General features: G+C 69.3%; 28 protein-coding genes and 1 tRNA gene. 22 read left to right on the top strand and 7 right to left on the bottom strand.

Features of this window, described 5'->3' with window-relative positions; translation table 11 throughout:
* Nucleotides 1-56: 56 nt before the first annotated feature.
* Together WFK95_RS14485 and WFK95_RS14480 are read right to left on the bottom strand one after the other, a co-directional pair.
* A complete protein-coding gene (locus tag WFK95_RS14485; protein WP_336671115.1) occupies nucleotides 57-803 on the bottom strand; it encodes an IclR family transcriptional regulator in 747 nt (248 codons plus the stop codon).
* On the bottom strand, nucleotides 800-1,852 hold the full coding sequence (locus WFK95_RS14480; protein WP_336671114.1) for a sugar kinase: 1,053 nt from the start codon (nucleotides 1,850-1,852) through the stop codon (nucleotides 800-802). The genes WFK95_RS14485 and WFK95_RS14480 overlap by 4 nt, the downstream gene beginning before the upstream one ends.
* Before the next feature lie 99 nt (nucleotides 1,853-1,951).
* Between WFK95_RS14480 and WFK95_RS14475 the strand changes: the two genes are divergently transcribed.
* The 7 genes from WFK95_RS14475 (at nucleotide 1,952) to WFK95_RS14445 (ending at nucleotide 9,634) form a co-directional block, all read left to right on the top strand.
* The gene (locus WFK95_RS14475) at nucleotides 1,952-3,205 is read left to right on the top strand and encodes an amino acid deaminase (RefSeq protein ID WP_443081564.1); all 1,254 of its coding nucleotides are present in this window, start codon (nucleotides 1,952-1,954) and stop codon (nucleotides 3,203-3,205) included.
* A gap of 12 nt (nucleotides 3,206-3,217) precedes the next feature.
* Nucleotides 3,218-4,819, top strand: coding sequence for an N-acyl-D-amino-acid deacylase family protein (locus tag WFK95_RS14470; protein ID WP_336671112.1), 1,602 nt, complete (start codon nucleotides 3,218-3,220; stop codon nucleotides 4,817-4,819).
* Nucleotides 4,820-4,821: 2 nt separating this feature from the next.
* On the top strand, nucleotides 4,822-5,448 hold the full coding sequence (locus WFK95_RS14465) for a bifunctional 4-hydroxy-2-oxoglutarate aldolase/2-dehydro-3-deoxy-phosphogluconate aldolase (RefSeq protein ID WP_425998138.1): 627 nt from the start codon (nucleotides 4,822-4,824) through the stop codon (nucleotides 5,446-5,448).
* 27 nt (nucleotides 5,449-5,475) lie between these two features.
* A complete protein-coding gene (locus WFK95_RS14460; protein ID WP_336671110.1) occupies nucleotides 5,476-6,870 on the top strand; it encodes a GntP family permease in 1,395 nt (464 codons plus the stop codon).
* A gap of 172 nt (nucleotides 6,871-7,042) precedes the next feature.
* Complete coding sequence (gene pgm, locus WFK95_RS14455; protein ID WP_336671109.1) at nucleotides 7,043-8,686, top strand: phosphoglucomutase (alpha-D-glucose-1,6-bisphosphate-dependent); 1,644 nt, start codon at nucleotides 7,043-7,045, stop codon at nucleotides 8,684-8,686.
* 46 nt (nucleotides 8,687-8,732) lie between these two features.
* The gene (locus tag WFK95_RS14450; RefSeq protein ID WP_336671108.1) at nucleotides 8,733-9,473 is read left to right on the top strand and encodes a DsbA family protein; all 741 of its coding nucleotides are present in this window, start codon (nucleotides 8,733-8,735) and stop codon (nucleotides 9,471-9,473) included.
* An 88-nt stretch (nucleotides 9,474-9,561) separates the two neighbouring features.
* Nucleotides 9,562-9,634, top strand: a tRNA-Ala gene (locus WFK95_RS14445).
* Nucleotides 9,635-9,713: 79 nt separating this feature from the next.
* Here the strand turns inward: WFK95_RS14445 and WFK95_RS14440 are convergent.
* Both WFK95_RS14440 and WFK95_RS14435 read right to left on the bottom strand, forming a co-directional pair.
* Nucleotides 9,714-10,925, bottom strand: a complete 1,212-nt coding sequence (locus WFK95_RS14440; RefSeq protein ID WP_305111931.1) for a tyrosine-type recombinase/integrase — start codon at nucleotides 10,923-10,925, stop codon at nucleotides 9,714-9,716.
* Complete coding sequence (locus WFK95_RS14435; protein ID WP_336671107.1) at nucleotides 10,922-11,476, bottom strand: hypothetical protein; 555 nt, start codon at nucleotides 11,474-11,476, stop codon at nucleotides 10,922-10,924. The genes WFK95_RS14440 and WFK95_RS14435 overlap by 4 nt, the downstream gene beginning before the upstream one ends.
* Nucleotides 11,477-11,518: 42 nt before the next feature.
* Between WFK95_RS14435 and WFK95_RS14430 the strand changes: the two genes are divergently transcribed.
* From WFK95_RS14430 to WFK95_RS14370, 13 genes are all read left to right on the top strand, one after another.
* The gene (locus WFK95_RS14430) at nucleotides 11,519-11,749 is read left to right on the top strand and encodes a helix-turn-helix transcriptional regulator (protein ID WP_305111929.1); all 231 of its coding nucleotides are present in this window, start codon (nucleotides 11,519-11,521) and stop codon (nucleotides 11,747-11,749) included.
* A gap of 218 nt (nucleotides 11,750-11,967) precedes the next feature.
* Nucleotides 11,968-13,722, top strand: a complete 1,755-nt coding sequence (locus WFK95_RS14425) for an AAA family ATPase (RefSeq protein WP_305111928.1) — start codon at nucleotides 11,968-11,970, stop codon at nucleotides 13,720-13,722.
* A 425-nt stretch (nucleotides 13,723-14,147) separates the two neighbouring features.
* Nucleotides 14,148-14,798 (top strand): hypothetical protein, encoded by a 651-nt coding sequence (locus WFK95_RS14420; RefSeq protein WP_305111927.1) that lies wholly within the window; start codon nucleotides 14,148-14,150, stop codon nucleotides 14,796-14,798.
* Between the two features lie 116 nt (nucleotides 14,799-14,914).
* Nucleotides 14,915-15,358: a hypothetical protein gene (locus tag WFK95_RS14415; protein ID WP_212555063.1), complete on the top strand. Its 444-nt coding sequence runs from the start codon at nucleotides 14,915-14,917 to the stop codon at nucleotides 15,356-15,358.
* A complete protein-coding gene (locus WFK95_RS14410; RefSeq protein WP_305111926.1) occupies nucleotides 15,355-16,041 on the top strand; it encodes a hypothetical protein in 687 nt (228 codons plus the stop codon). The genes WFK95_RS14415 and WFK95_RS14410 overlap by 4 nt, the downstream gene beginning before the upstream one ends.
* Nucleotides 16,042-16,187: 146 nt before the next feature.
* Complete coding sequence (locus WFK95_RS14405) at nucleotides 16,188-16,736, top strand: recombinase family protein (RefSeq protein WP_305111925.1); 549 nt, start codon at nucleotides 16,188-16,190, stop codon at nucleotides 16,734-16,736.
* Between the two features lie 91 nt (nucleotides 16,737-16,827).
* A complete protein-coding gene (locus tag WFK95_RS14400; RefSeq protein WP_305111924.1) occupies nucleotides 16,828-17,988 on the top strand; it encodes a hypothetical protein in 1,161 nt (386 codons plus the stop codon).
* Nucleotides 17,985-18,488, top strand: a complete 504-nt coding sequence (locus WFK95_RS14395) for an endo-1,4-beta-xylanase (protein ID WP_305111923.1) — start codon at nucleotides 17,985-17,987, stop codon at nucleotides 18,486-18,488. The genes WFK95_RS14400 and WFK95_RS14395 overlap by 4 nt, the downstream gene beginning before the upstream one ends.
* 179 nt (nucleotides 18,489-18,667) lie before the next feature.
* Nucleotides 18,668-18,865, top strand: coding sequence for a helix-turn-helix domain-containing protein (locus WFK95_RS14390; protein ID WP_212555066.1), 198 nt, complete (start codon nucleotides 18,668-18,670; stop codon nucleotides 18,863-18,865).
* 36 nt (nucleotides 18,866-18,901) lie between these two features.
* On the top strand, nucleotides 18,902-19,285 hold the full coding sequence (locus WFK95_RS14385; protein WP_305111920.1) for a hypothetical protein: 384 nt from the start codon (nucleotides 18,902-18,904) through the stop codon (nucleotides 19,283-19,285).
* Between the two features lie 31 nt (nucleotides 19,286-19,316).
* Nucleotides 19,317-20,024 carry a hypothetical protein gene (locus WFK95_RS14380; protein WP_305111918.1) on the top strand — a complete coding sequence of 236 codons (708 nt, stop codon included), beginning with the start codon at nucleotides 19,317-19,319 and terminating at the stop codon, nucleotides 20,022-20,024.
* Entirely contained in the window at nucleotides 20,021-20,794 is a 774-nt protein-coding gene (locus WFK95_RS14375) for a hypothetical protein (protein WP_305111917.1), read from the top strand. Before WFK95_RS14380 ends, WFK95_RS14375 begins: the two co-directional genes overlap by 4 nt.
* A 137-nt stretch (nucleotides 20,795-20,931) precedes the next feature.
* Nucleotides 20,932-21,501, top strand: a complete 570-nt coding sequence (locus WFK95_RS14370; RefSeq protein WP_305111916.1) for a hypothetical protein — start codon at nucleotides 20,932-20,934, stop codon at nucleotides 21,499-21,501.
* Between the two features lie 172 nt (nucleotides 21,502-21,673).
* On the opposite strand, the gene WFK95_RS14365 is transcribed toward WFK95_RS14370, so the two are convergent.
* Nucleotides 21,674-22,444, bottom strand: coding sequence for a DUF2510 domain-containing protein (locus WFK95_RS14365; protein ID WP_305111914.1), 771 nt, complete (start codon nucleotides 22,442-22,444; stop codon nucleotides 21,674-21,676).
* Between the two features lie 161 nt (nucleotides 22,445-22,605).
* Between WFK95_RS14365 and WFK95_RS14360 the strand changes: the two genes are divergently transcribed.
* Nucleotides 22,606-23,190 carry a hypothetical protein gene (locus tag WFK95_RS14360; protein ID WP_305111912.1) on the top strand — a complete coding sequence of 195 codons (585 nt, stop codon included), beginning with the start codon at nucleotides 22,606-22,608 and terminating at the stop codon, nucleotides 23,188-23,190.
* A 237-nt stretch (nucleotides 23,191-23,427) separates the two neighbouring features.
* Here WFK95_RS14360 and WFK95_RS14355 read toward each other — a convergent pair whose 3' ends face one another.
* Nucleotides 23,428-23,721, bottom strand: coding sequence for a DUF1330 domain-containing protein (locus WFK95_RS14355; RefSeq protein ID WP_336671106.1), 294 nt, complete (start codon nucleotides 23,719-23,721; stop codon nucleotides 23,428-23,430).
* A 117-nt stretch (nucleotides 23,722-23,838) separates the two neighbouring features.
* On the opposite strand from WFK95_RS14355, the gene WFK95_RS14350 reads away from it, so the two are divergent.
* Entirely contained in the window at nucleotides 23,839-24,084 is a 246-nt protein-coding gene (locus WFK95_RS14350; protein ID WP_336671105.1) for a DUF2630 family protein, read from the top strand.
* Nucleotides 24,085-24,090: 6 nt separating this feature from the next.
* Here WFK95_RS14350 and WFK95_RS14345 read toward each other — a convergent pair whose 3' ends face one another.
* Nucleotides 24,091-24,603: a winged helix-turn-helix transcriptional regulator gene (locus tag WFK95_RS14345; protein WP_336671104.1), complete on the bottom strand. Its 513-nt coding sequence runs from the start codon at nucleotides 24,601-24,603 to the stop codon at nucleotides 24,091-24,093.
* Nucleotides 24,604-24,656 lie beyond the last annotated feature (53 nt).

Here is a 24,656-nt window from a genome sequence, read left to right as displayed (position 1 = left end):
TGGTGATTCCTTTGCTCTCGTGAGTGTTTCGGTGTTCCCCGGGGTGTCCGGGAGGTTCAGCGCGGGCGATACCCGCAGTCGCGCGAGATGGCGGCGCACGTCGCGCGCAGCGGCTCCAGCAGGCCCAGCAGCTCGTCGAAGGGCAGGACCACGTCGGGCACCGACACGGACACCGCGGCGACGACGGTGCCGCTCGCGTCGCGGACGGGCGCGCCGATGCAGTTGATCGTGGGCTCGTTCTCCTCGCGGTCCACGGCCCAGTCCTGCGTGCGGACGCGCTCGATCTCGGCGAGGTAGTCCTCGGGGGTCACGATGGTGTTCGGCGTGCGCCGGGTGAAGTCCATCCCGGCGACGAATCGTCCCAGCTCGTCGTCGGGCAGCGTCGACAGCATGAGCTTGCCGACGGCGCTGGAGTTGAGATTGACCTCCATGCCGACCCGCGAATACATGCGGATGAGGTCGCGCGACTCCAGCTTGTCGATGTAGACGACGGCGTCGCCTTCGCGGGCCGCGAGGTGCGTGGTGCGGCCGTACTCGCGGTTGAACGCGACCAGGTGGGGCGCGGCGATCTCGCGGATCCCGCGCTGTTCCGAGGCCCGGGCGGCCAGGTCGAAGACGCGCGATCCGAGGTGGTAGCGGTGCGCCTCGTCGTGGTACGCGAAGCGCGCCTCGGTGAGCGGCCGCAGCAGGCGCAGCACGGTGGTCTTGTGCACGCCGAGCTCGTCGGCCAGCTCGTCGAGCGAGGCGGGGCCCTCGCCCAGCAGGCGGAGGATCTCCAGCGCGCGCGTCAGGCTCTGGCTCATGGTGCTCCGCTCTCGCGGGGCGGCGGGAAGTCCGCACCGCCCACGCGGATCCCGTCCGGGCCGATGTGCGCGGCGAACCAGGCGTCGTCGTTGCAGGTCAGTAACGCCGTCATCGCCTCGGGCGGCAGGGTGGCGAAGTCGGCGCGCACCGTCAGGGTCGCCGCGGCGCCCGCGTGCCCGCGGCGCAGGCAGGTGCGCATGTCCTCGTCGTGCGCGAGTCCGTGCAGGAAGCCGGCAGCGAAGGAGTCGCCGGCGCCCACGGGCTCGATCACGTCGACGGACAGCGCGGGGACGGTGATCTGCGCGCCCTCCCGGTCGACGGCGATGGCCCGCACGGCACCGTCCTTCACGACGACGGTGCGCGGTTCGGGCAGGAGCGCCCGTACCTCGGCGGGGGAGCCGGTGCCGAGCACGCGCTCGGCCTCGTCGGATCCGACCAGGACGACGTCCGCGCAGCGGGCCAGCTCGATGACCAGCGACGGGTCGCCGTCGGGCCAGAGCTGTTCGCGCCAGTTGACGTCGAAGGTGACGGTGCCGGTGATGCCAGTCCGGTCGCGGAGCAGGGCGCGGGTGAGGGCCGCGCACGACGGGGAGAGGGCGGGCGTGATGCCGCTGGTGTGCACGATCCGCGCGGTGTCGAGGGCGGCCGCGACCGCGGGGCGCGTGAGGAAGTCGGGGCCCATCGCCGCGGCCGCGCTGCCCGCGCGACGGTAGGTGCTGGCGGTTGCGGGCTCGCCGTCCGCGTCGACGCCCTCGGTCTTGGCGTACCGGCCGGTGAACCCGCTTCCGTCGACCTCGATGCCGTCGGTGAGCACGCCGTGCGCGCGCAGATGCTCGACGATCCGTCGCCCCTCGGCGTCCCCGCCGACCCGGCTGAGGAAGGCCGTGGGGGTCCCCAGGACCGCGGTGCCCGCGGCGACGTTGGCCTCCGCGCCGCCGGCGTGCATGGCGGGAGCGGGCGCGTCCAGGTCCGCTGCGGCGACCAGCGCCAGCGGTTCCCCGAGGCACGCGATCCAAGCTTCCGTCACCGTCTCGCACCGTTCTTTCATCTCGTGGTTGTGCAGGTCCTCGCCGCAATGCTAGCGTCTGTGACACGCATCACGCAACGGTGATTGCAATATACGCAACGTAGCAGATTGGGAAGCATGATGGCCAACGGGAACGGCGCGCGGCCGGCGGAGCTGAGTGTGCTCGACAAGGCGGTGCCCGCGTGGGCGAACGGCATGACGACGGCCGATTTCCTCGCCCGCGCGCCGCGCCTCGCGGAGCTCTCGACGCCGGTGCTCGTCCTCGACCGCGCGGCGATGGCCGACAACGTCGCCGAGTTCGCCCGGTGGACCGCCGCGCACGGCTTCGACCTCGAGCCGCACGGCAAGACCACGATGGCGCCCGCGCTCTGGCAGGACCAGCTCGACGCGGGGTCCACCGCCATCACCGTCGCGAATCTCCCGCAGCTGCAGGCCGCCGTCGCCACGGGCTTCCGGAACCTGCACGTGGCCAACGCGATCGCCGACCCGGCCGGCATCCGCTGGCTCGGCGAGGCGCTCGACGCCGACCCCGCGCTCGAGGTCACCCTGTGGGCGGACGGGCTCGGCACCGTCGACGTGCTCGACCGCGGCCTCGCCGAAGCGACCCGGCAGCCCACCGTGCTCGTCGAGCTGGGCGGTACCGGCGGCCGCACCGGCGCGCGCACCCTCGACGAGGCCTTCGCGATCGGCGAGCGCGTCGCCGCCTCCCCGCGGCTGCGCCTCGGCGGCGTCACCGGCTACGAGGGCGCGTTCGCGCACGACACCTCGGCTGCGGCGCTCGGCACCGTCGACGACTACCTCCGCACGCTGAAGGACCTGCACGTCCGGCTGCGTCCGCTGTACCCGGAGGGTCGCATCGTCGTCTCCGCCGGGGGCAGCGCCTATTTCGACCGCGTCGCCGCCGTCCTGGGCGACATCGACGACGCGCGGATCGTCGTCCGCTCGGGGGCGTACATCATCCACGACGACGGCTTCTATCGCGGCATCACGCCGTCCGGCCGCGAGGCCGACGCACCCCGGCTGCGGTCGGCGATGCACGTCTGGGCCCGCGTCATCTCGCGGCCCGAGCCCGGCCTGGCGCTCCTCGACGTGGGCCGCCGCGACGTCTCCTTCGACGAGGGCCTGCCCGAACCGCAGGTCGCCGCACCGGGACTCGGCGATCCCGCCCGCCCCCTGGAGGGCGAGATCTCCGCGGTCAACGACCAGCACGCCTTCCTGCGCCTGCCCGCCGGCGACCCGCTCGCCGTCGGCGACGTCGTGCGGCTGGGCTTGAGCCACCCGTGCACCGTCTTCGACAAGTGGCGCGTCATCCCCGTCGTGGCCGACGACAGCGAGAACCCGCAGGTCGTCGACATGATCTCGACGTACTTCTAGAGCGGAGTCATCATGCACGACACACTGATCCGCGCCGCCGCCGTCGTCGACGGCACCGAGGCGCCGCGCTACACGGCGGACGTCGCGATCACCGACGGTGTCATCACCGCGATCGGCACCGACCTCGGGCCTGCGCACCGCGTCATCGACGCCGACGGTCTCGTCCTGAGCCCGGGCTTCATCGACATGCACGCGCACTCCGACCTGCAGGTCCTCCTCAATCCCGAGCACCCCTCGCGGATCACGCAGGGCGTCACGTGCGAGGTGATCGGCCAGGACGGGCTGAGCTACGCCCCCGTGTCCGACGAGACGCTCGCCGTCGTGCGGCGCCAGATCGCCGGGTGGAACACCGACCCCGAGGACTTCGACTTCTCGTGGCGCACCGTCGGCGAGTACCTGGACCGGCTCGACGCCGCCGGCACCGCCACCAACCTCGCGTACCTCGTGCCGCACGGCCTGCTCCGGGCCCTCACGATCGGCTTCGGCGACGGTGTCGCGTCCCCGGCCGAGGTGGCCCGGATGCAGGAGATCCTGGCGCAGGGCCTGCGGGAGGGCGCCGTCGGCCTGTCCACCGGCCTCACCTACACCCCGGCCATGTACGCCGACGACGCCGAGCTGGCCGCGCTCATGCGCACCACGGGCGAGCTCGGCGGCTACTTCTCGCCGCACCACCGCAGCTACGGCGCGGGCGCGATGGAGGCCTACGCCGAGATGATCGACCTGTCGCGGCGCACCGGCTGTCCGCTGCACCTCGCGCACGCCACCCTCAACTTCGGGCCCAACAAGGGCCGCGCGCCGGAGCTCCTGGCGCTGCTCGACGAGGCGGTCGCGGCGGGCGCGGACGTCTCCCTCGACACCTACCCCTACCTGCCGGGCGCCACGACGCTCGCCGCGATCCTCCCGAGCTGGGCCGCGGCCGGCGGCGCCGACGCCACGCTCGCGCGCCTGCGCGACCCGCGGGACCTCGCCCGCATCCGGGAACACCTGGAGCACACCGGATCCGACGGCTGCCACGGCGTGATCGCCGAATGGAACACCATCGAGATCAGCGGCGTCGGCAGCGACGACCTGGCGGGCTACGTGGGCCGCACCATCGAGCAGATCGCCGCCGACGAGCGCCGCGACCCGTTCGACGTGTGCATCGGGATCCTCCTCGACGACCGCCTCGCCACCGGCATCCTGCAGCACGTCGGGCACGAGGAGAACGTGCGCGCCATCATGGGCCACCCCACGCACACCGGCGGCAGCGACGGACTGCTCGTCGGCGGCAAGCCGCACCCGCGAGCCTGGGGCACCTTCGCCCGCTACCTCGGCCACTACAGCCGCGACCTGGGCCTGATGAGCCTCGAGGAGTGCGTGGGCCACCTCACGGGCCGCGCGGCCCGGCGCCTGAAGCTGGTCCGACGGGGCCTCGTCCGCGAGGGCTACGCCGCCGACCTGGCGCTCTTCGACCCCGACGCAGTCATCGACCGCGCCACCTACGACGCCCCGCGCACGCCCGCAGCGGGATTCACGCACGTCCTCGTCCGCGGGGTCCCCGCGCTCGACGACGGCAACCTCACCGGCGCGCTCGCGGGCGGCGCGCTGCGATTGACCGAAGAAGGGGTCCTGTGACCGTGACCGACCATTCCGGCCTGCTCGATGCGCTCGCCGCCGACCGGGCGCTCACCGTGGTGCGCGCCCCCGAACTCCCCGACGCGGCGGCCCTGTGCCGCGCGCTCGCCGAGGGCGGGATCCGCACCGTGGAGCTGACGTTCACCACGCCCGGGGTGCTCGGCCACCTCGAGCGGGCCGCCGGCGTCGAGGGCACGAACCTCGGCGTGGGCACCGTGCGCTCCGCCGCCCAGGCCCGCGACGCCGTGAACGCCGGCGCCCGCTTCCTCGTCACGCCCGACGTCAACGAGGAGGTGGCGCAGGCCGCTCGCGACCTCGGCGTGCCCGTCTTCCTGGGCGCGCTCACTCCCACGGAGGTGGCCCGCGCGGCCGCGCTCGGCTCGGTGGCCGTGAAGATCTTCCCCGCCCGCGCGTTCGGGCCGGGTTACCTCAAGGACCTGCACGGTCCGTTCCCCGGCCTGCCGCTCCTGCCGTCCGGCGGGGTCAGTGAGGCCAATGCCCGCGAGTTCCTGGGTGCCGGCGCGGTCGCCGTCTGCGCCGGCACGTCCGTCGTGCCCCCCGACACCGTCGCCGCCGGCGACTGGGCCGACATCACCATCCGCGCCGCGCGTTTCGTCGCCGCGCTCTAATCCCCTTCCAGAACGGGAGTACCACTCATGTCCTCGGCCATCGACTGGCTGCAGCACGACACCGGGGGTCTGCTGACCCTCGCCGCGGTGTCGATCGCGGTCCTGCTCCTCCTCATCATCAAGGTCAAGCTCGAACCCTTCATCGCCCTGATCATCGTCTCGGTGGGCCTCGCGCTGGTCGCGGGCGTCTCCGTCGAGAAGCTCGTCGGGTCGCCGCAGAAGGGCGCGGCGCAATCGATCCTGGAGACCGGCTTCGGCGGCATCCTCGGGCACATCGCCCCGATCATCGGCCTCGGCACGGTGCTCGGCGCCATCCTGGAACGCTCCGGCGGCGCCGACGTGCTCACCAGCTGGCTCCTGAAGCTGTTCGGGCCCAAGGGCGCGCCGCTCGCGATGGGCGTCACGGGCCTCATCCTGGGCATCCCGGTGTTCTTCGACATCGGCATCTTCATCCTGGCGCCGCTGGTCTACGTCTGCGCCAAGCGCGGCGGCAAGTCGCTGGTCATGTACGCGATGCCCATGCTCGCGGGCCTGTCGATGACACACGCCTTCCTGCCCCCGCACCCCGGCCCCGTTGCCGCCGCGGGCCTGCTGCACACCTCGCTCGGCTGGATCATCATCATGGGCCTCGTCTGCGGCATCCCGGCGTGGTTCGCCTCGGGCATCGTGTGGGGCACGTGGATCGGCAAGCGCGTCATCGTCGACGTGCCGGAGGAGTTCGTCCCGGAGGAGGAGCACGCGAGCAAGGACAAGCCTCCGCTCGCGCTCATCGCCTTCATCATCGCGGTGCCCATGCTGCTCATCCTCGGCGGCACGTTCGGGTCCGTGTGGCTGACGCCGGGCACGAAGCCCTTCTCGATCCTGGTCTTCCTCGGCACGCCCGCGATCGCCCTGACCATCGCCGTGGTGATGGCCTTCTACCTGCTCGGCATCCGCCGCGGCATCAACGCCACCCAGCTCGCCGAGATGACGGGCGCGGCGCTCAAGCCGATCGGCATGATCCTGCTCGTGGTCGGCGCGGGCGCGCTGTTCGGCGCGGTCCTGCGGGCGACGGGCGTCGGCACGGCGCTGACGGAGTCGATGTCGAACCTGGGCCTGCCGCTCATCGTGACCGCGTACCTGGTCAGCTGCGCGCTGCGCATCGCGCAGGGCTCGGCGACGGTGGCGATCACCGCGACCGCCGGCATCATCGGCGAGTCCGTGGCAGCGGGCAACTTCTCGCAGGCGCAGATCGCGCTTATCGTCATCGCGATCTCCGCCGGCTCGATCATCCTCAGCCACGTCAACGACGGCGGCTTCTGGATCGTCGCGAAGTACTTCAACATGACGGTCAAGCAGACCCTCATGACCTGGTCGGTCCTCGAGACCATCCTGTCGGTGGTCGGCTTCGCGATGGTGCTCGTCGTCTGGGCGATCGTCTGACGATCGCGGCGTCGCGACGGTCCGCCGTCGCGACGCCGCGTCGCCGTCCCACCACCCCGGCCCCCGCTGGTGCGCCGGATTACCGCGCGCGGAACCCGACTCGGCGATACGTTGGACGACAGCGGCCGTGCGATCCGCGGCCGCGTTCCCGCACTGACGAGGTGGACTGAAGATGGCTCATGCGCGTGCCGGTCAACCGGCTCTTCCCGAGGACTTGATCGACGTCGAAGCTGTTCGTGCTGCGTACTATTCGGTCGTGCCGGACCCCGGCGACCCGGATCAGCGCGTGGCCTTCGGCACGTCGGGGCACCGCGGCACGTCGCTGAACGGCAGCTTCAACGAGAATCACATCGCGGCCACCACGCAGGCCATCGTCGAGTACCGCGCGGCGGAGGGCGTGCGCGGCCCGCTGTACCTCGCGAAGGACACGCACCTGCTGTCCGGGCCCGCGTGGGAGACGGCGGTCGAGGTGCTCGCCGCGAACGGCGTGGACACCCTCATCGACCACGACGACCGGTACACGCCGACGCCGGCCCTGAGCCACGCGATCCTCACCTTCAACCGCCGGCACGGCGGCGGCATCGAGGCCGACGGCATCGTCGTCACCCCGTCGCACAACCCGCCCGCGGACGGCGGCTTCAAGTACAACCCGTCCACGGGCGGCCCCGCCGATACCGACGCGACCTCGGCGATCGCGGCCCGCGCCAACGAGATCCTCGAGGGCGGCCTGCGCGACGTGCGCCGGATCCCGCTCGCGCAGGCCCTCGCCTCGGACGCGGTCCAGCGCTTCGACTTCCTCGACTCCTACGTCGGCGACCTGCCTTCCGTGCTGCACCTCGACAAGATCCGCGACGCCGGGATCCGGATCGGCGCGGACCCGCTGGGCGGCGCCGCCGTCGGCTATTGGGGCGCGATCGGCGACCGCTACAACCTCGATCTCACGGTGGTCAACCCGACGGTGGACCCGCAGTTCGCCTTCATGACGCTCGACACCGACGGCAAGATCCGGATGGACTGCAGCTCGCCGAACGCGATGGCCTCGCTCATCGCGAACAAGGACCAGTACGACATCGCGACCGGCAACGACGCGGACTCCGACCGGCACGGCATCGTCACCCCCGACGGCGGGTTGATGAATCCGAACCACTACCTCGCCGTCGCCATCGACTACCTCTTCGCGTCGCGGGGCGGCTGGCGCGACGACGCCGCCGTCGGCAAGACGCTGGTCAGCTCGTCGATGATCGACCGCGTGGTGGCCGAGCAGCGCCGGAAGCTCCTCGAGGTCCCTGTCGGCTTCAAGTGGTTCGTGCCCGGCCTGCTCGACGGGAGCGTCGGCTTCGGCGGCGAGGAGTCCGCGGGCGCCTCGTTCCTGCGGCATGACGGCTCCGTGTGGACCACTGACAAGGACGGCATCATCCTGGCGCTGCTGGCCTCCGAGATCCTCGCCGTCACCGGCAAGAGCCCGTCGCAGCACTTCGCGGTGCTGGGGGAGCAGTACGGCGTGCCCGCCTACGCCCGCACCGACGCGCCCGCCGGCCGCGAGCAGAAGGCCGTCCTGGCGAAGCTCTCGCCCGAGCAGGTCACCGCGGACGAGCTCGCGGGGGAGCCGATCACCGCCAAGCTCACCCGCGCGCCCGGCAACGGTGCGCCCATCGGCGGCCTCAAGGTGACCACTGAGAGCGCGTGGTTCGCGGCGCGGCCGTCGGGCACGGAGGACGTGTACAAGATCTACGCCGAGTCCTTCCGGGGGCCGGAGCACCTCGCGCAGGTGCAGGCCGAGGCGAAGGCGCTCGTGGACGGTGTATTGGGCGCCTGACGCCGCCTGACCTGCGCACTCGCCGACTGCCGCTATTGTGGTCGGCGTGAGCAAGGGTAAGAACGCGAAGTACGTTCCCGCGAAGCAGTCCAACACCATGACCTACGTGCTCGGCGGCATCGCCGTGCTCGTGGTGATCGTGGTGGTCATCGGTGGCGTCCTGCTGCTGAGCAAGAAGGAGGGCACGCCCGTCGACAAGGCGCAGGCCGCCATCGACAAGGCCACCCCGGCCTTCGTCCTCGGCAAGGCCGACGCCCCGACGAAGCTGACCTTCTTCGAGGACCCGTACTGCCCCGCCTGCGGCAACATGGAGCGCCAGTACGGCGAGCAGGTCACCAAGGCGATCGAGGACGGCAAGCTGCAGGTCAAGTTCTTCATGCTGTCGTTCCTGAACCGCCAGAGCCCGTCGGGCGACTACTCCGACCGCGCCGCCGGCGGCCTCCTGGCCATCGCGAAGTCCTCGCTGCCCGACGACCAGAAGCAGAAGGCGTGGCTGGGCGCGCACACCGCGATGTACGCGAACCAGCCCGAGGAGGGCAAGGGCGACAAGACCAACGCCGAGATCGCCACGATGCTCGCCGACGGCTCCAAGGCCAAGGGCGTCGAGCTGCCCGCCGACGTGGTCAGCGCCATCCGGGACGGCAAGTACACCGTCGAGTCCGCTCAGAACGCCGGCGCCGGCAGCCAGCTGATGCAGGACATCGGCAGCACCGGTACCCCGACCGTCGTGCACAACGGCGAGAAGATCACCGTGCAGGGCGACTGGCTGACCCCGCTCCTCAAGTAAAACCGGCACTGACCAGCCGATTTGGTGCACGAGAGCTGCCTCCTGTAATGTTCTCCGGGCGGGAAACCGCAGGTGAACAACGCAATACGGGGCTATGGCGCAGCTGGTAGCGCACCACACTGGCAGTGTGGGGGTCAGGGGTTCGAGTCCCCTTAGCTCCACAATCGAGAAACCTCCTCCGAACTGGATCGGAGGGGGTTTCTTCTTGTCCTAGGCGTGGCCGCTCGGCTCGGAAATGTCCTAACTCTGTCCTATCGCCTTCGAGAACACGTCGGCAGCGGCCTTCAGCCGGTCGTCGCTCACGCGGCCGTACACGCCCGTCGTCATCCGTTCGCTGTGCCCGTGCCACGCGGCCACCACGTCGGCGGGTACTCCGGCCTCGCGCATCCGGGAGACCGAGCTGTGACGCAGGTTGCGGAGCGTGATCGCCGGGAGGCTCGCGGCCTTCCGGCGGTCGGTGAACAGCCGCGTGTACTCCCGCACGGGTAGGGGAGTGCCGTCCATCCGGGCCAGGATCAGCGCGTCATCCGGGAGGTGCTGGCCCACGGCCAGGCGCTCCCGCCGATGGGCTGCGTGCATGGTCTTCAGCATCGCCAGCTCGCGTGGCGGGATCGGTAGATCGCGGACGCTGCGGGCGTTCTTCGGGTCGCCGACCACCTCGCGGCCGTTCACGTCGACGCGGGCCTGGCGGATGCTCAGCTCGCCCGCAGTGAGATTGAGATCCGACCAGCGGAGGCCGCCGACTTCCTCACGGCGCAGCCCGAGCAGAGTCAGCGCGAAGCACCCGGCGAGGCGGTGCTCGGCCACGGAGTCGAGGAACGTCTCCATCTGCGCGGGGCTCCAGATCTCCCCCTCGGCCACCGCGACGATGACCTTCTGGCTCGGCGGCGACAGGTGCTCGGCCGGGTCGAAGCTGATGAACCGGAGCCGCTTGGCGTGGGCGAACACCGCCTTGACGGTGACGATGGCGCGGCGGCGGGTCGCCGGAGCCAGCGGCTTCCCGGGCTTCTCGGTGCCGTCGGCGTTCGTGCCCGGCTTGGTCGTGAGGTTCAGCGACCAGTCGATCAGAGCTTCGGGCGTGACCTTCTGCACCGCCACCGGGCCGAAGGCGCGCCGGGCGTAGGCCAGCGACTCGCGATCGGCGCGCACGGTGTTCTCGCGGGTGCCGTCGTCGGCGACGCGGACCTTCAGCCAGTGGTCGGCCACGTCGTCGAACGATCGCTCGGACTTGGCCGACCAGGTGCGCTCGCTCCACTGTTTGCGCTGGTCGGTGATCCAGTCCCGCGCCGCGCCCTTGGTAGCGAAGATCTTCGTCGGCCGGACTTGCTTGCCGGTCACAGGGTCGGTGCCCAGCGTCGGCCGCGCGCGCCACTTCCCGCTATCCAGCCGCCGAATGGAGTCGTCGGTGCGGTCGCCCCGCTGGCGCGTGTCGGTCGTTGCCTCGGTGCTCATCGGTCCCGGTCCTCGGTCGTATGGTCGCGCTGGCGCGGCTGGGGGCGGCTGAGAAGGTCGTGATCGTCGAGCCACCGCTCGTCCTTCGCCCGCCGGATCAGCCGGTCGATCGTCGCGGGGGAGTAGCCGGTCTGATCCTGGACGTAGCGGCGAACGGTGCGTCCCTGCTCCTGGGCGGCGTGGACCAGTTGCGCGATCAGAAAGGCCCGATCGTCGGCCGTCTCGGGCCGCCGCTCGACTTCCTTGCGGGTCTCGCGGCCGGTGTCGATCCCGGCGGCGTGCAGCTCACGGATGGCCCTGCGCGCCGCGGTAGCGGCGAGGCGGCGCAGTGGGATGGCGCGCACCGTCGGATAGTCGACGGCCGCTCCGTCGTCGGCCTGGACCGTCAGTCGGGTGATAGCGGGGCCGCCCTCGGCGGGGGTGGCGCTGACGATGTAGGTGACGGGGTGTTCGTGTAACCGGATCTCGGTGCCCTCCGGCGTGTCGGTGACTCCGACGACATCGCCCCTGGCGGGAGCGCCTTCGCATTGTTTGCTCATAGTGATGAACATACAGTCTTGCATGATGAAGGTCTAGGCGGCACAGTTCTACACATGAGCACACAGACTGAATCTTCCACCGCCGCCTCGGATCTCTCGCTCGACGGCCTCCGATCCGGCCCGCCGACCGTCAGCGTCCCCCGCGCGGGGCAGTACATCGGCGTCAGCAAGGCGTACGCGTATCAGATGGCCCGCGAGGGTCGCCTCCCGACGATCCGCCTCGGCGAGCGGCGCGTGCGGGTGCCGGTCGTCGGGCTGCTGCGACTTCTCGGCGCGGAGGACTAGACCAACCGGCCGGGGCCTACTCCAGCCCCACCTCTCAGCGGCGGCGATCGAACGGCTACGGGCCTGGTTGCCGCCGCTGAGGCGTGCTCACCAAAAATACGACCACAGTAGGTAATTCGCCTCCACCGGGTGACCACCACAGACGCGCCGACGCCCCGCGAACCAAGCCGCGGGGCGCCGTACCACAGGATTCGATTATCGAGAGGACACCCACCACGATGCCCGAGGGCAAGAATACCCCGAACGACGGCGCAGCGGGGGAGCCGGAGGACGCGCGCTACCTTTCGCCGACTTACCTGGCGCACCTGGTCGGCAAGGACGCCGGAGCCACGGCGCTGGAGCTGATCGAGGACACCGACGCCCGCCGGGAGCTGACCACTTTCGCCATCCGGTGCGGTCTCGCGCTCGACGCCGAGACTTGGCTGGGGGATCTGCCCGCGATCCCCGCAGTGGTCGCGCACCACCTCGGGCAGCAACCCACCCGAGCCGACGTAGCCCGGTGGTCCGCTGAGACGGGCGAGATCGACCCGCACGAGATCGGCGCGGAACTGGAACAGGCCGCGGAGCGCCTGAGTGCGGACAAGCGCGAGCAGGCACGCGCCCGGCGGGAGCTGAGCAGGCAGTCGAACGGGACCGTCCGGCTCACGACAGCGTTCTCGTTCTGGACTGTCGCGGCGCTGGACACGCCCGAGGCCGAGCGTGCGGTCGCGGAGTTCTGGCGGAGCAACCGGCTTGCGTGGCGCTCTCGCGGCGCGACCAAGCGATACGAGCGGTACGAGGTCACCGCGTCTGAGCTGCGCGACTGTGGGGTTCCCGTGGCTACGATCGCGGAGATGCCGCCCATGAGCGGCGATGACATGGACCGGGCGGTACGCGAGGTCGCGCTGGCGCGTGAGACGGATCGTCGGGAACAGCGGCGTGAAGCCGAGCGACTGGAGGCCGAGCACGCGGCGGCTGACGTGGCGATTCCGCCGCGCATCGACCTGGCGACCTACGAACCGAGCCCGACGCCGTGGGTCGTCGAGAGCCTGTTGGCTCAGGGGGCCGTGCTCGGGCTGTTCGCGGAGCGCAAGGCGGGGAAGACCACCGTCGTGCGCGAGCTGGTCCGCGCGGCGGTGGATGGTGAGAAGTTCCTCGGCCGGTTCGGCGTGACGCTGGCCGACGGCGCGAGGGTCGTGGTGCTCGACACCGAGATGCCGATCGACACGCTGCACCGGGAGTACAGCCGGGCCGGTGTCGTCTCGCTCGATCGGCTGGACCTGCGGTCGCTGCGGGGTGCTGAGCGGTCGCTGGATGCGCGCACCGATGCGGTCCGGGATCGGTGGCGTCGCGAGATCGCGCCGGGTTCGCTGATCGTGGTCGACTGCATCTACACTCTGTTCGGCGCGCTGGGGGTCTCCGAGAACTCCGACGAGGTGGTGACGGTGCTGGCCGGCCTGCGCTCGTTGGCCACCGAATGCGAGGCCGCGGGGATGGTGCTGGTGCATCACCTCGGGAAAGATGCGGACAAGGGCGCGCGCGGTCACTCCAGTCTGGAGGGCTTCCCGGACGCCATCGCGCGGATCGAGTTGGAAGGCTCGCTTGCCCCGGACACGCCGCGCACCTTCTCGGCCCTCGGCCGCGACGGCGTCGCGGTCGATCGCGGCCTCCTCACGCTCGGCGACGACCACAGGCTGACGCTGGGGGTTGATCCGAAGCACGAGCGCATCGCGGCGCAGCGGGTAGGCGATGACGACGCCGTGCTGGCTCTCATCGTCGCCCACCCTCGGAGCAGCTTGCGCAGCCTCACAGATCTATCCAAGGCGACCAACGGCCTCTCTCGCCGACGGGTCCAGGCGGCACTCGCGCGCCTCGACAACACCCGCCAGATCGAGAACCAGGGCACCCCGAAGAATGCCGAGTGGGTCGCGACACCGGGGTGCGATCCGTTCGGTTCACCGCTCTCCCTGGTGCCCGGAAACGGGTCCGAATAGTGGCCCGATCCGCCGCTCGGTACGTCCCTTGCATGGGGAGGTGCGCCACTTACAGGTGGCGCACGTGTATAAGCAGCTCAGAGAGCATTTCGATCAGATCCGCCAGTTTCGGTGCGCCAGGTGCGCCGCGGTGCGCCAGTTTCAGGGTGGCGCACGATTCTCGCAGCTCAGATGCTATTTCTTTACCTAGTGCACCACCATGCGCCAGTGCTCCGGGCGAGGGGTGCGCCGGTGCGCCATCCCCCTGTGGGGGTGGCGCACTGGTGCACCTCGGGGCACGCCCGGTTTATCGGGATCAGGGAAGGGGTGGGGTTGGTGCGTCGGCGGGTGTTCTCGTCGCCCGTCGGCGGGGATCGCTGGACGACGGTCACGGGCCGAGTCCAGGGTGGCGCAACATGTCAGACCCCAGCCGTAGAACAGCGAGTATGACTGGATATTTCATTACCGCGGCAGCAGCGCTATTGGTGGGCTTCTTCGGTGGGCGCGTGGTTGACGTCTACAAGCGTGCGCAGGATCGGCGCGACGAATTGACGCTCGCTGCCGATGACGTTCTCGATGTCGTGGCTCAGATGCACGAGGACGGCGGGATGACGCAGGAAGCAATCGGCACGTTGTTGGACCGTGCACGCGGTCTACGGCGAGCAGCGAGCCGATACCTCGATGGTCGCGAGGTTGACCGGAGCAAGCATTGGAAACGGCGGGACGAACTGGCGGCACGTCTCCGTCGTCTGGTGATGTCCGGGCACGACAGGCACAGTGATTGGATAATCACGTCTCAGCTCCACCTAGAGCTGCGTTATCGCATCCGTGATCTGCCGACGTGGTCTGAAAAGTTCTTTGCGGCTGAGGCAAATTCGGGTGGTGCTCACGCTGATTACTATCACGATCAAGCTCTTAGTGAGGTCCGTTATTGTGCGCAGATTGCGCTCCGAATCCGAGACGCCGCGACTGGTCGGCCCTGGTCTCGCAACAGAGGCGGTAGCACCGCGCGGTACCTGTTTAACCAAGGCCGTCTCCCGAACCTCACGTTGACGGACCGCGTGGCAGTCGGCGGTGCTGAGATCGACAAGTGGTGATCGCCAGATCGATCCGGTGGCAGCGGCTTGAACCACCGGATAACACTGGGGGACAACAACTACCACCAGAGTAGGCGATATGGACGAATGCACGTGCATGAGGCATCTTTGAGGCCATGGTGCACACGATGCCGTTGGCGCAGAGTCGGGAGCGGGCCGAGAAGGCGAGCTTCCTGCGCGCCTGCGGAATGAGCTGGCGAGAGATCGGCCAGCAACTCGGGTACTCGTCCCACGGTGCTGTTCAGCTCGCCGTGCAGCGACACCGGAGGCGGAACCCACCGCCCTCGCCGCAGGACACGTTCATCGAGATCGGGCTGCGTCGTCAGCACGTCAACGCCACCGTCTTGCGGCAACTGGCTGTAGCGGCAGCAGGCGGCGACTCGAATGCGGTCGCGAGCCTGGCGCGGACGATCACCGCGGCCGACGAGTCGACGGCACGCATGTACGGACTGAACGCCCCTGAACGACATGAACACCTTGTCGCGGCTGCACCGGCCGACGCCGTCGCCCGGCTGCGCGGCGAGCTTCTGGACGTGATCGACGCGGAGGTTGAGCAGTGAGCACGGGAGCGGCGAGCAAGGCCCAGCGCAAGGCTGCGGTGGGCGCGGCGGTGACCCTGGCCCAGAAGATCGCGGAGACGAAGGACATCCCCGCGGACACGCTGGAGACGATCGCCGCCGGGCTCGCGACCGGCGTCGAGTTGGCCGAGGGCGGAGGTGCGGTGGATCTTGACGCTGAGATCGCCGAGACGATCACGGAGACCTTCGGCACCGTCGAGCGCGGCGGGCCGTTGTGGGAGCTGCAACTGCGGGTTGCTCGGACGGTGCTGACCCGGCTTCAGCCCGAGGAGGTCGACGAGCTGGTCAGTGCGACCCGCTGGGCCGACGACGATGCCCTCCGGTCGTTGCCCGTCCCGAACCGGGAGCCCTGGGAGGAGGCGGCGGTGCCCGTCCTGGCGCTGAGCGCCACAGAGATCGACGAACCGGCCGATCCACAGGGGTTGATTCCCTCGGAGGCGCAGAGCGGCAATGAGCCGGTCGAAGTCGTTGAGGCTGAACTGGTCGACGAGCCGGAGGAGATCGAGCAGACCACCTCCGCCCAGACTCGGTATCGGCTGCCCCAGGGGCAGAGCTACGCGCCCGGCCGTCGGTTCGGCCAAGCGCTCGGCAGCAGCGAACCACATGCGCGCGAACGTGCCGCTGCTCAGCGCCGGTTCGGGAACGACGTGTTCCTCGGCGGCTGATCAAGGTGTACATCTGGGCTGTACCTGTACGAGACACAGATCCCCGACGGTCAACGCGTACAAATAGAGTTCATATCGGATTTGATTGACAGATGTATAGCAAACCCTTAGAGTCTAAGTGTACAGATCGGCACCCGGAGGGCATCATGCGCGTTGGCTACCAGCGAGTCTCGACCATCGACCAGAACACCGAGCGTCAGCTCGACGGCATCGAGGTGGAGCGCACGTTCACCGACAAGGCCAGCGGCAAGAACACCGACCGGCCCGCGCTCGCCGAGGCGCTGAGGTATGTCCGGGACGGCGACACCCTCGTGATTCACAGCATGGACCGCCTGGCCCGGAACCTCGAAGATCTCCGGCGCATCGTCCGCGCGCTGACTGGCCGTGGTGTGCGCGTCGAGTTCGTCAAAGAGGCCCTGACCTTTACTGGTGAGGACTCCGCGATGAATACGCTCTTGCTGTCGATGCTGGGTGCGGTGGCCGAGTTCGAGCGGTCGCTGATCCTGGAGCGGCAGCGGGAAGGTATCGCGCTGGCGAAAGCTCGCGGCGCGTACAAGGGCCGCAAGGCCAAGTTGACAGAGGCGCAGGCCGAGGAACTGCGTGCCCGTCTCTTGGCTGGTGAGTCAGCCACCGCCCTCGCGAGTGAGTACGGCGTGAGCCGCCAGACGGTATACAACGTCAAAGCCGCTGCCTGAGCGCCAACAGGTTGATTGCTCTCGCAGGTCGCCGGGGTAATCGCTGGGGTTCAGGCCACGTCGGTCGGTGTGCTCCGCTAGCCTGCTGACCATGACTGAGTCCGCTGACGACGATAGCCGGGTCGTCGCGGCTATACGCCTCAGCGGGCATCGGTTCGAAGCCGCGGGAGTGCCCGCTGAATCACTCGTGGAGATCTCTACCGTCGCCGAAATTCTGCGTTCACTCGTCACGCATTACTGGCGTGGTCGGCACCCCGCCAACAAACGCGTCCCGAATGGCTATTCCGATCGGATTGCGTTGCGTCTGGTCCGGAAGATCGGTGAGGGATCGACCCGCGCAACGCTCGAATACGACCTTGGCCCTGGCGTGGTTGACATGTACGTCGAGGCAGAGCTGGAACAGGACTACGAGAGAGCCCTCAATACGGTTGAGGAGTTCATCGAGTTCGCGCTCAGCGGCGACGGCCAGATTCCCGCCGACATCCGTCAGCTTCCAGCCAGTATGGTCAAGCGGCTCGGGAACACAATGCAGCCGGGCGATGCGATCCAGGTTGCCCGCACTGAGGCCGTCGAGTGGAACACCGTGCCCAGGTACACGGTTACAGCTCGGGCCAACGCCATCGACAGCCTCGACGTCGAGACGCGCAAGCCCGCCACAGTCAAAGGGCAGGTCATCGATTTCCACGTTCTCTCGGGCAAGATGACCGTCCGCGATCGAGGATACAAGCGCGACATCACCATTCCGTATCGGGAGTCCGACGTTACGGTCGAGATCGCCTCAGCGCGACAGCTATTCGAGTGCAAAGCCGAGGGGATGGGCGAGTTCAACGCTGACGGCCAACTGACCAAGCTCGCCACCGTGAAGACGCTCAACGTCGTCGACGTCACCGAGGACGCGCGCGCCGCCCGGGCAGCGGTCGACGCGCTCGCCGACCTCGACGAAGGTTGGCTCGACGGGGAGTCAGGCGAACCGGTTGCGGCGGCGGTGATCGAAAGGGGTCGAGCGGTGATTGACGCGATGATCTCCCTGAGCAACATTACTCGGGCAGCCTTTCCTACTGAGGCTGGCGGCATCCGCTTCTTCTGGCCCGAGGCTGAGAATCAGCTCTCGATCGAAGTTGAGCCAAGTGGGGCGCTGTATGTCCATGCGACCGACCGACCCGCTGGCACCTTCTCTGAAGACGAGATCGCCCCCGACGTGGTCGATCTCGTTGTCGCCCTCGACTCCTGGCTATCGGAGAAGACCTCATGAGCGCGGGTGCGGAGAAGACTCGCGAGCGTATCACCGAGCCCGATCAGATGCTCTACCGGCCAATTGCGCGCGCATTCGTTGCTGAAGGCGTCGTTGCGCCGGATGCATTCTTGCTGAACTCCAACGACAAGGCCGATTCGAACCGACTCTCGATCACGCGGGGCTCGGTCGCGACAGCCGAGGACGCCTACAACGAGCGCGCCGCCACCCTCAAAGAAGGTTGCGAGAAGCGAGGCGTGCCGTACCGACCCCCCGTAGGCGTCCTGGGCGTGACGGTCGAAGAGGTTGAGTCCGTCGAGATCAAGTCCCCGGAAGGTTCCGAGGTGCGTCGGCCACTGACCGCGTGGGATGACTCGATGAATGAGGGTGTCTGTGACACCCACGGCCACATCGACTACAACGACGTTCCGTTCTCTGAGAAAGGTGCGCATCTCAACACCGCGAAGGCTCTGCTTGCCCGGGCGGTCGACCACGGTTGGAAGTTCGGTCCACTCGCGTAGAGATGCGCGTCGGTTGCTCATTGATCGACACGCCGGAGGCGCGACCGCGTGTCGACGAGTTCTCCCACATCCCCACTTTGTCTGACCAGCAACGACGATGACAATCACCACTAGAGTAGGTGAATTATGTTGCTGGACAACACTTGTCACGTTGGGTCAACGTCTGTAAACATTGTCGCGTGAGCAGTGACCCGCACGACTTCATGACCACCGCCGAGGTGGCGCGCCGCCTGGGCGTGGCCGAGTGGACCGTGCGGGCCTGGGCGCGGACGGGTCGACTCCGCGGGTTCCGCATTGGCGGCGGCCCTCGTGGTCGCTTGCGGTTCCGCGCCGAGGACGTGGACGCGTTGCTCACGCCTGCCGCCCACGGCGGCTGACCTGCGAACCCCCAGGGCTTGGGAAACGACCCGGAGATGACGACACGCCAGAAGATCACCAAGACGACCACAGCCGAGACCGGCGACCTCGACCTCGCAGAGATCGCAGCGGCCTTCAGTCCGTGCCCGGCGTGCGAGCGGCGCACCTACGAGGCGCTGCGTGTGGCGATCCTCGCGATGCCCGAGGGAAAGCCGGTGCGGTGGCCCGCCCTGCGCCGTCGGTTGCCGGAGGACTCGGCCGACGGGCTGGAGGCAGCGACGGCGCTGCACAAGCTCGCGGCCGAGGGCGTCCTGGTGGTGTTCGGCGGGACCGGCGGGGCCACCTGGGTCGCCCGCGCAACCGACGCCGACCGGGCGCTGTTGAACGAGGAGCGTGACCCACGCAACGGCATGCCGAACGGCATGAAGCACTACGGCTGACCCACACGGATTACGAACGGAGACAATGATCATGGCCCTGAAGGGATTCATCAGGCCCCGTCGGCCGCTGCCTGATCCGAAGCCGATCAAGTACTCGGCGGCTCAGCAGCGTGACCGGCGGCGCAATCACCTGCCGCTCGTCCTCGGTCAGGACTTCGACCTGGGCGCGGAGGTGCTCGCGGTTACCGGGCCGGTGGCCGAACGACTGAGCCGCGAGCCGCACCCGTCCGGCCGCACCGCGCTGGCGAGCGTGGCCGCGATCTCGGAGGCCGTCGCCAACCTCTGCATCGTTGCGGGTGAACTCGTCGCCGTCGATCGCGCCCGCGGTGTTGACGGGGCGGAGCAGAAGGTGAGGGCCGCGAACGCTCTGAAGGCCGTGACCCACCGAGCGGCGCTCCCGTTCGGCGCTGACGAGCTGGCCTCGGGTGCCTGGGCGGCGACCTTGGCCGACTTCGCCCGGCCGCTATCTGGCCCGCTGGCCGCGGTGTTGGGCCGGGCAGCGCGCGATCGCACCCGGCACCCGGGCGAGTCCGACCGGATGCTCGACGCGCTTCGTGAGCTGGACCGCGCCGTCCGTGATCTCGATCGGAAGATCGAGCAGACCGCTGCGTACCGTGCCGCGCTGCCGACGCCGCGGGCCGCGGCGGTGCGCGATCTCTCCTCGGCGATCGCCGCCTTGGAGGACAGCGGCGTCGAGTACGCCGACCTGATCACCGACAACGAAGGAACCGCACGATGACGACCCCGACACAGCAGAAGCTCTTGCCCGTGGAGTTCGAGGCTCCGCTGGTCAACCCGACGAGCATCGGACTCTATGGCGTGACCACGTGGGCGGCCCCCGACACCGTCCCTCGGTGGCTCCAGAGTGGCGTCCGCATTCGGCCACACAACTTCGACACCGAGAACACCGGGGTCTGGGGTGCGGATTGGTGCGACCCGGAGCCCGGCGAGGTGAAGGACGGCGAGCGGGCCGAGCTGCCCGAGCCGCACGAGGCGGTGACGGTGTGGGCGTACGACGAATGCGACTTGACCGCACCGTCGCAGGCTGAGGTCCGCACCCGCGCGCAGCAGAACCTCCGGTTGCGCGAGGAGACCGCCGTCGAGCGTGAGTTCGCCGGTCGCATGAAGCTGGACGCGGGCACCGCGGGCACCGCGGCGTCGCTGATCCTGGCCGTGGGCAAGCTGGAGGAGGCCCTGGCAGCGACGAACACCGTCGGCGTCATCCATGCGAGTGCGCGGTGGGCAGCGGCGGCGGCTGACGCAGGGGGGTTGGCCCGTACGGGTACAGGGTTCCTGACGCCGCTGGGGCATCGATGGGTGTTCGGCGGCGGCTACGCGCCGGTCCTGGGCAACGAGCTGATCGCCACGTCGCCGACGTACGGCTGGCGCACGGCGCCCGAACTGCGGGAGACCATCGACCACACGCACAACCGGTTCCTCGTGATCGCCGAGGCGTCCATCGTCGTCGGCTACGAGCAAGCGGTCGCGGCCGTCACGATCACGCCGTAACCGATGAACTTGTCGGGCGCACGGGCAAGCGCTCGACGAGGCGCGGCGCGGCGGTCCGTTCTCCTCGGTCTCTCCACCAGAAACGGACTCCGCGCCCGCTGCTTGCTCCCTCACCTCGACGACGACAGGACGACACCATGACCCCCACGAAGCGCCCACCGGATGCGACCCGTGAGGCGGCGACGCAGATCGAGGCTGCGCGGGAACGAGCAGCGATGGCGGTCCATGAGGCGGCACACGCGGTGGCGGCGGTGCTCCTCGGCGGCCACGTCGAGCTGTCTGTGCTCGACCCCGAGGACAGGTCCGACCTGAAAGGCTTGACCACGGTCGCTGAGGACTCGCTGACCGCCGACGCGCAGGCTCAGATCGCCTGGGCAGGGCCGTACGCGGAGGCCAGGTTCGACGCCGGTCGGCGACCGACCTGGCGTGGGATTGACGCCGCGATGGCGCGCAGCGGGCACGGAGATCTCGCGATGATCACCGCGGCGGGAGGCCCCGTTCAGGCCGACGTGGGCAGGGTCGAGAAGATCGTCGAGGACGAGTGGCCCGCGGTGCTCCGGCTCGCGCGGCGGATCGCTCGCGACGGATACGGGACGCATTGGCACGCTCTCGCTGAACTTGGGTTCCCGGCCGGTGACACGGGCGGTCCGACGAGCTTCACGCTCAGCTGCATCCGCGCCGGGATGCGCCCAGCCCCACGCCGCTGACTTCCACGAACTCCGATCCGCTCCGCCCTCGCGGAACCTGTCTCCCGCGAGCGGCGTCATCCGGTTGGTCGCCGGGAGCAGCGGATCGGCGGGCGGCCCCCGGTTCCGGGGTGGGGCCGTCAGGCTGGCGCGGTGGCGGGGCTTCTCCGACTCCGTCGCCGCGTCGGCCACCTCACCTCGGTTGCAGACCGGGCGGCGGTGGGATCGGGGCTGTGTGTTCCGTCCACTGCGCGCCGTCCCAGTACCGCAGTAACCCCGGGGTGCCCCGCGGGTCCGCGTGCCACCCCGCAGGTGGCAACGTGGGCGGGAGTGGTGGCACCGCCGCGGCCTGCGGAGCGCAGTCAGCGACCGCCTCGACCGACTGGGCAGGGAGGACGGGATCGAGCGTTGCGTATGGCGCCACGGGCGCTGGTTCGGGTACCTCGTCCAGGGCCTCTGGCACGGCGGCGGGTGCAGTGTTCCCGGCCTTCTGCTCGGCCTTGATCATGGCCTTCGCCTGCTTGATCGCCCGCTTCGCTTCGGCCTTGTGTGTCTCGATCTCGCGGGCAACCTTGAACGATTCCGGCTTCAATCCCGACCACGAGCGGAGCTTCGCCTCTGCGTCCGCGAGCGCAACTTCACCCGGGGTGTGGGTGCGAAGAAACGCCTCGCGGGCGACGGTCTCCTCGTCGGTGCGCGGAATTGGCTTCCGCTCGGTCTGCGTAGCCGGGGATGCCCACTGCCTCGGGCTGTCGGTCGGCTTGTTCACCGAGCCGCACCCCGCGCACCGGAGCTTCTTTCTCGCCGCCGCCGCCCCGATCAGGCCGACGGGGCCGACCAGCACCGCCCCGATCGCCGCTTTGCCGATCATCCCTCCGCCGGACCTGCCCGTGCTGAGGTTGACGCTGCCGCACTTCCAGCAGCGGAGACGGCCGTCGGCGTCGATCTGGACTTCCTCGCTCATCTCGCTACCGCCCGCCCGTGCGCGCTGCAGGTGCTCCGACCAGGGCGATTGCGGTAGTTAGGAAAACGGATATAACCGACTTCTTGATCATGCGCGAACGGTAGCAGCGCAGAGGACGCGCGGGCGCGCTATCCCCGACGACCGCATGACAAGATCACGCGGTGGATGAGAGACGGTACCGCTCGCGGGACTACGACCGGATGGCCGACGAGGTTCGCGCCTTCCGGGAGAAGGTCTCAGAACTGGTCGAGCACACGGCCTTTTTCGGGCCGCCCGGGATCGGATTCGAGACTCCGCTGGAGGGCCAGGAAGGGGTTGTAGGGAGGCTCCGAGGGGAAGTGTCCCGCCTGGCGGGCAGCGCGCAGGTGGGCTTTCTGGTCACAGGCTCGCTGATCCAGACTGCACGGGAGACCGGGCAGCTAACGACGCTGAACCCCGCTGCATCGTGGATGACCATGATGCAGCCGAAAGCGATGCTCGGCCGTGAGGACATCATCGAGGCGGCGAACCTCGCCGAGGGCAGACTCCGCTCACTCGCCCGGCAACGGGAGTCTGAGGAGCGGAGTGTGGCCGGGAAGATCGCCGCCCTGATCCGGTTCCCCAAGCACGTGCGGGAGTTGACGGGATACTCGGCGGACAGTAAGGCCGGGAAGGCGACGACCTGGTCAGTCGGTGCCCTCATGCTCGGTGTCACCGGCAGTTTGGTTGCGTCGGGGATATGGGCGATCGGCACCTACGTCTTCTAGCTCGGCGTGTCCTAACTCTGTCCTAACTCTCGGAGATACGCCGGAATACGCCCTAGACGAACCCAGCCTGAAAAGACTGGTCAGAGTGGATATTGCGTCACGCAGTAGACGTGCTGATACGCCCATCTTCACACTGGCAGTGTGGGGGTCAGGGGTTCGAGTCCCCTTAGCTCCACCGAAGAAATCCCCTCCGACGCAGGTCGGAGGGGATTTCTTGTTCTCGCGGTGATGGCGGGGTCAGTCGAGGCCCTCGACGATGCGGAAGTCGCGCTCCACGCCGTCCCCGAGCGCTGCCAGCGCCTCCTGGTAGGCGGCGCTCTCGCGGGCGGCGATCGCCTGCTCGAAGCTCTCGAACTCGATCACGATGGTGCGCTCGGAGATGCCGGCCTCGTAGGCCGCGACGCGGCCGTCGCGGGAGAGCAACCTCCCGCCGCCGGCGGCGACGGCGCGGGCCGCCAGCACGTTGTAGGCCTCGAGCTTGTCGGTATCGAGAATCGCGCGGTAGTTGCTGACCCAGTAGCCCTTGGCCACGGTGCCTCCTGTGCTCGGAGTGGTTGTCCGCGATCGGACGCGATCGCGCCGACGGTTCGGCGGGGACACCTCGATTGTGTCCCCACGTGCCCCGCCGATCGGTGGCAGGATCGAATCATGACCGACGACGCAGTGCACACCCGGATCGACGCCCTCATCGCGGAGGAGCACGCGCTCCGGGAGAAGCTCGGCGCGGGCGAGATCAGCGAGAGCGAGGAGCACGCCCGGCTCCAGGTGCTCGAGACGCAGCTCGACCAGGCATGGGACCTGCTCCGGCAGCGCCGGGCGCGGCGCGAGTTCGGCGAGAACCCGGACGACGCGGCGACCCGGTCGGCGAACACCGTGGAGAACTACCGCAACTGACGGCCGTCAGGGGACCGGCGTCAGCATCCGGTGCCGCGTGCGCAGTGCCACGGCGACCGGGTCGTCGCGCCGCCGCGGGTTCGGCCCCTCGCCAGGGCGGGTGTCGATGTCCCGCACCGTCGGGACGATGCCGCACCGTGGGCACAGGCCGGACTCCGCCAGGTCCGTCCCGCAGGTGGCGTGCGCGAAGATCCGCGCGGGGAAGTCGCCGTCGAGGTGCCGCTCGCCCCACCGCACCAGGCCGAAAACGGTGGGCCACAGGTCCTCCCCGGCGGGCGTGAGCTCGTATTCGACGGTCCGCCCGACCTTGCGGCGGGTCGCGACTCCGGCGGCGACCAGGGTGTCGAGCCGCTCGGTGAGCACGCCGCGGGAGACGTCGAGGTGCTCGAGCAGGTCGCTGAAGTGCCGCACGCCGTAGAAGAGGTCGCGCAGGATCAGCAGGGTCCATCGTTCGCCGACCACCTCGAGCGCGCGTGCCAGGTAGCAGGGCTGCGCCTCGTATCCGGTCCCCAGAGCCATGCCTTCAGCATAGTCGAAAGAGTCTTGTGAATGGACTCGTCATGGGTCATGAT

The organism is Tsukamurella sp. USMM236, from assembly GCF_037148755.1.
Taxonomy (GTDB): domain Bacteria; phylum Actinomycetota; class Actinomycetes; order Mycobacteriales; family Mycobacteriaceae; genus Tsukamurella.
Note: the sequence above shows the minus strand (reverse complement) of the source record. Positions and strands in the feature narration are given on the sequence as shown.

Excerpts from the sequence above, each read along its gene's own strand:
- WFK95_RS14350 (WP_336671105.1), top strand. The coding sequence starts at position 23,839 with ATGACCGACGACGCAGTGCACACCCGGATCGACGCCCTCATCGCGGAG.
- WFK95_RS14480 (WP_336671114.1), bottom strand. The coding sequence starts at position 1,852 with ATGAAAGAACGGTGCGAGACGGTGACGGAAGCTTGGATCGCGTGCCTC.
- WFK95_RS14460 (WP_336671110.1), top strand. The coding sequence starts at position 5,476 with ATGTCCTCGGCCATCGACTGGCTGCAGCACGACACCGGGGGTCTGCTG.
- WFK95_RS14425 (WP_305111928.1), top strand. The coding sequence starts at position 11,968 with ATGCCCGAGGGCAAGAATACCCCGAACGACGGCGCAGCGGGGGAGCCG.
- WFK95_RS14430 (WP_305111929.1), top strand. The coding sequence starts at position 11,519 with ATGAGCACACAGACTGAATCTTCCACCGCCGCCTCGGATCTCTCGCTC.
- WFK95_RS14470 (WP_336671112.1), top strand. The coding sequence starts at position 3,218 with ATGCACGACACACTGATCCGCGCCGCCGCCGTCGTCGACGGCACCGAG.
- pgm (WP_336671109.1), top strand. The coding sequence starts at position 7,043 with ATGGCTCATGCGCGTGCCGGTCAACCGGCTCTTCCCGAGGACTTGATC.
- WFK95_RS14375 (WP_305111917.1), top strand. The coding sequence starts at position 20,021 with ATGACGACCCCGACACAGCAGAAGCTCTTGCCCGTGGAGTTCGAGGCT.
- WFK95_RS14475 (WP_443081564.1), top strand. The coding sequence starts at position 1,952 with ATGGCCAACGGGAACGGCGCGCGGCCGGCGGAGCTGAGTGTGCTCGAC.
- WFK95_RS14380 (WP_305111918.1), top strand. The coding sequence starts at position 19,317 with ATGGCCCTGAAGGGATTCATCAGGCCCCGTCGGCCGCTGCCTGATCCG.
- WFK95_RS14365 (WP_305111914.1), bottom strand. The coding sequence starts at position 22,444 with ATGAGCGAGGAAGTCCAGATCGACGCCGACGGCCGTCTCCGCTGCTGG.
- WFK95_RS14415 (WP_212555063.1), top strand. The coding sequence starts at position 14,915 with ATGGTGCACACGATGCCGTTGGCGCAGAGTCGGGAGCGGGCCGAGAAG.
- WFK95_RS14485 (WP_336671115.1), bottom strand. The coding sequence starts at position 803 with ATGAGCCAGAGCCTGACGCGCGCGCTGGAGATCCTCCGCCTGCTGGGC.
- WFK95_RS14435 (WP_336671107.1), bottom strand. The coding sequence starts at position 11,476 with ATGTTCATCACTATGAGCAAACAATGCGAAGGCGCTCCCGCCAGGGGC.
- WFK95_RS14440 (WP_305111931.1), bottom strand. The coding sequence starts at position 10,925 with ATGAGCACCGAGGCAACGACCGACACGCGCCAGCGGGGCGACCGCACC.
- WFK95_RS14405 (WP_305111925.1), top strand. The coding sequence starts at position 16,188 with ATGCGCGTTGGCTACCAGCGAGTCTCGACCATCGACCAGAACACCGAG.
- WFK95_RS14400 (WP_305111924.1), top strand. The coding sequence starts at position 16,828 with ATGACTGAGTCCGCTGACGACGATAGCCGGGTCGTCGCGGCTATACGC.
- WFK95_RS14345 (WP_336671104.1), bottom strand. The coding sequence starts at position 24,603 with ATGGCTCTGGGGACCGGATACGAGGCGCAGCCCTGCTACCTGGCACGC.
- WFK95_RS14420 (WP_305111927.1), top strand. The coding sequence starts at position 14,148 with ATGACTGGATATTTCATTACCGCGGCAGCAGCGCTATTGGTGGGCTTC.
- WFK95_RS14395 (WP_305111923.1), top strand. The coding sequence starts at position 17,985 with ATGAGCGCGGGTGCGGAGAAGACTCGCGAGCGTATCACCGAGCCCGAT.
- WFK95_RS14370 (WP_305111916.1), top strand. The coding sequence starts at position 20,932 with ATGACCCCCACGAAGCGCCCACCGGATGCGACCCGTGAGGCGGCGACG.
- WFK95_RS14385 (WP_305111920.1), top strand. The coding sequence starts at position 18,902 with ATGACGACACGCCAGAAGATCACCAAGACGACCACAGCCGAGACCGGC.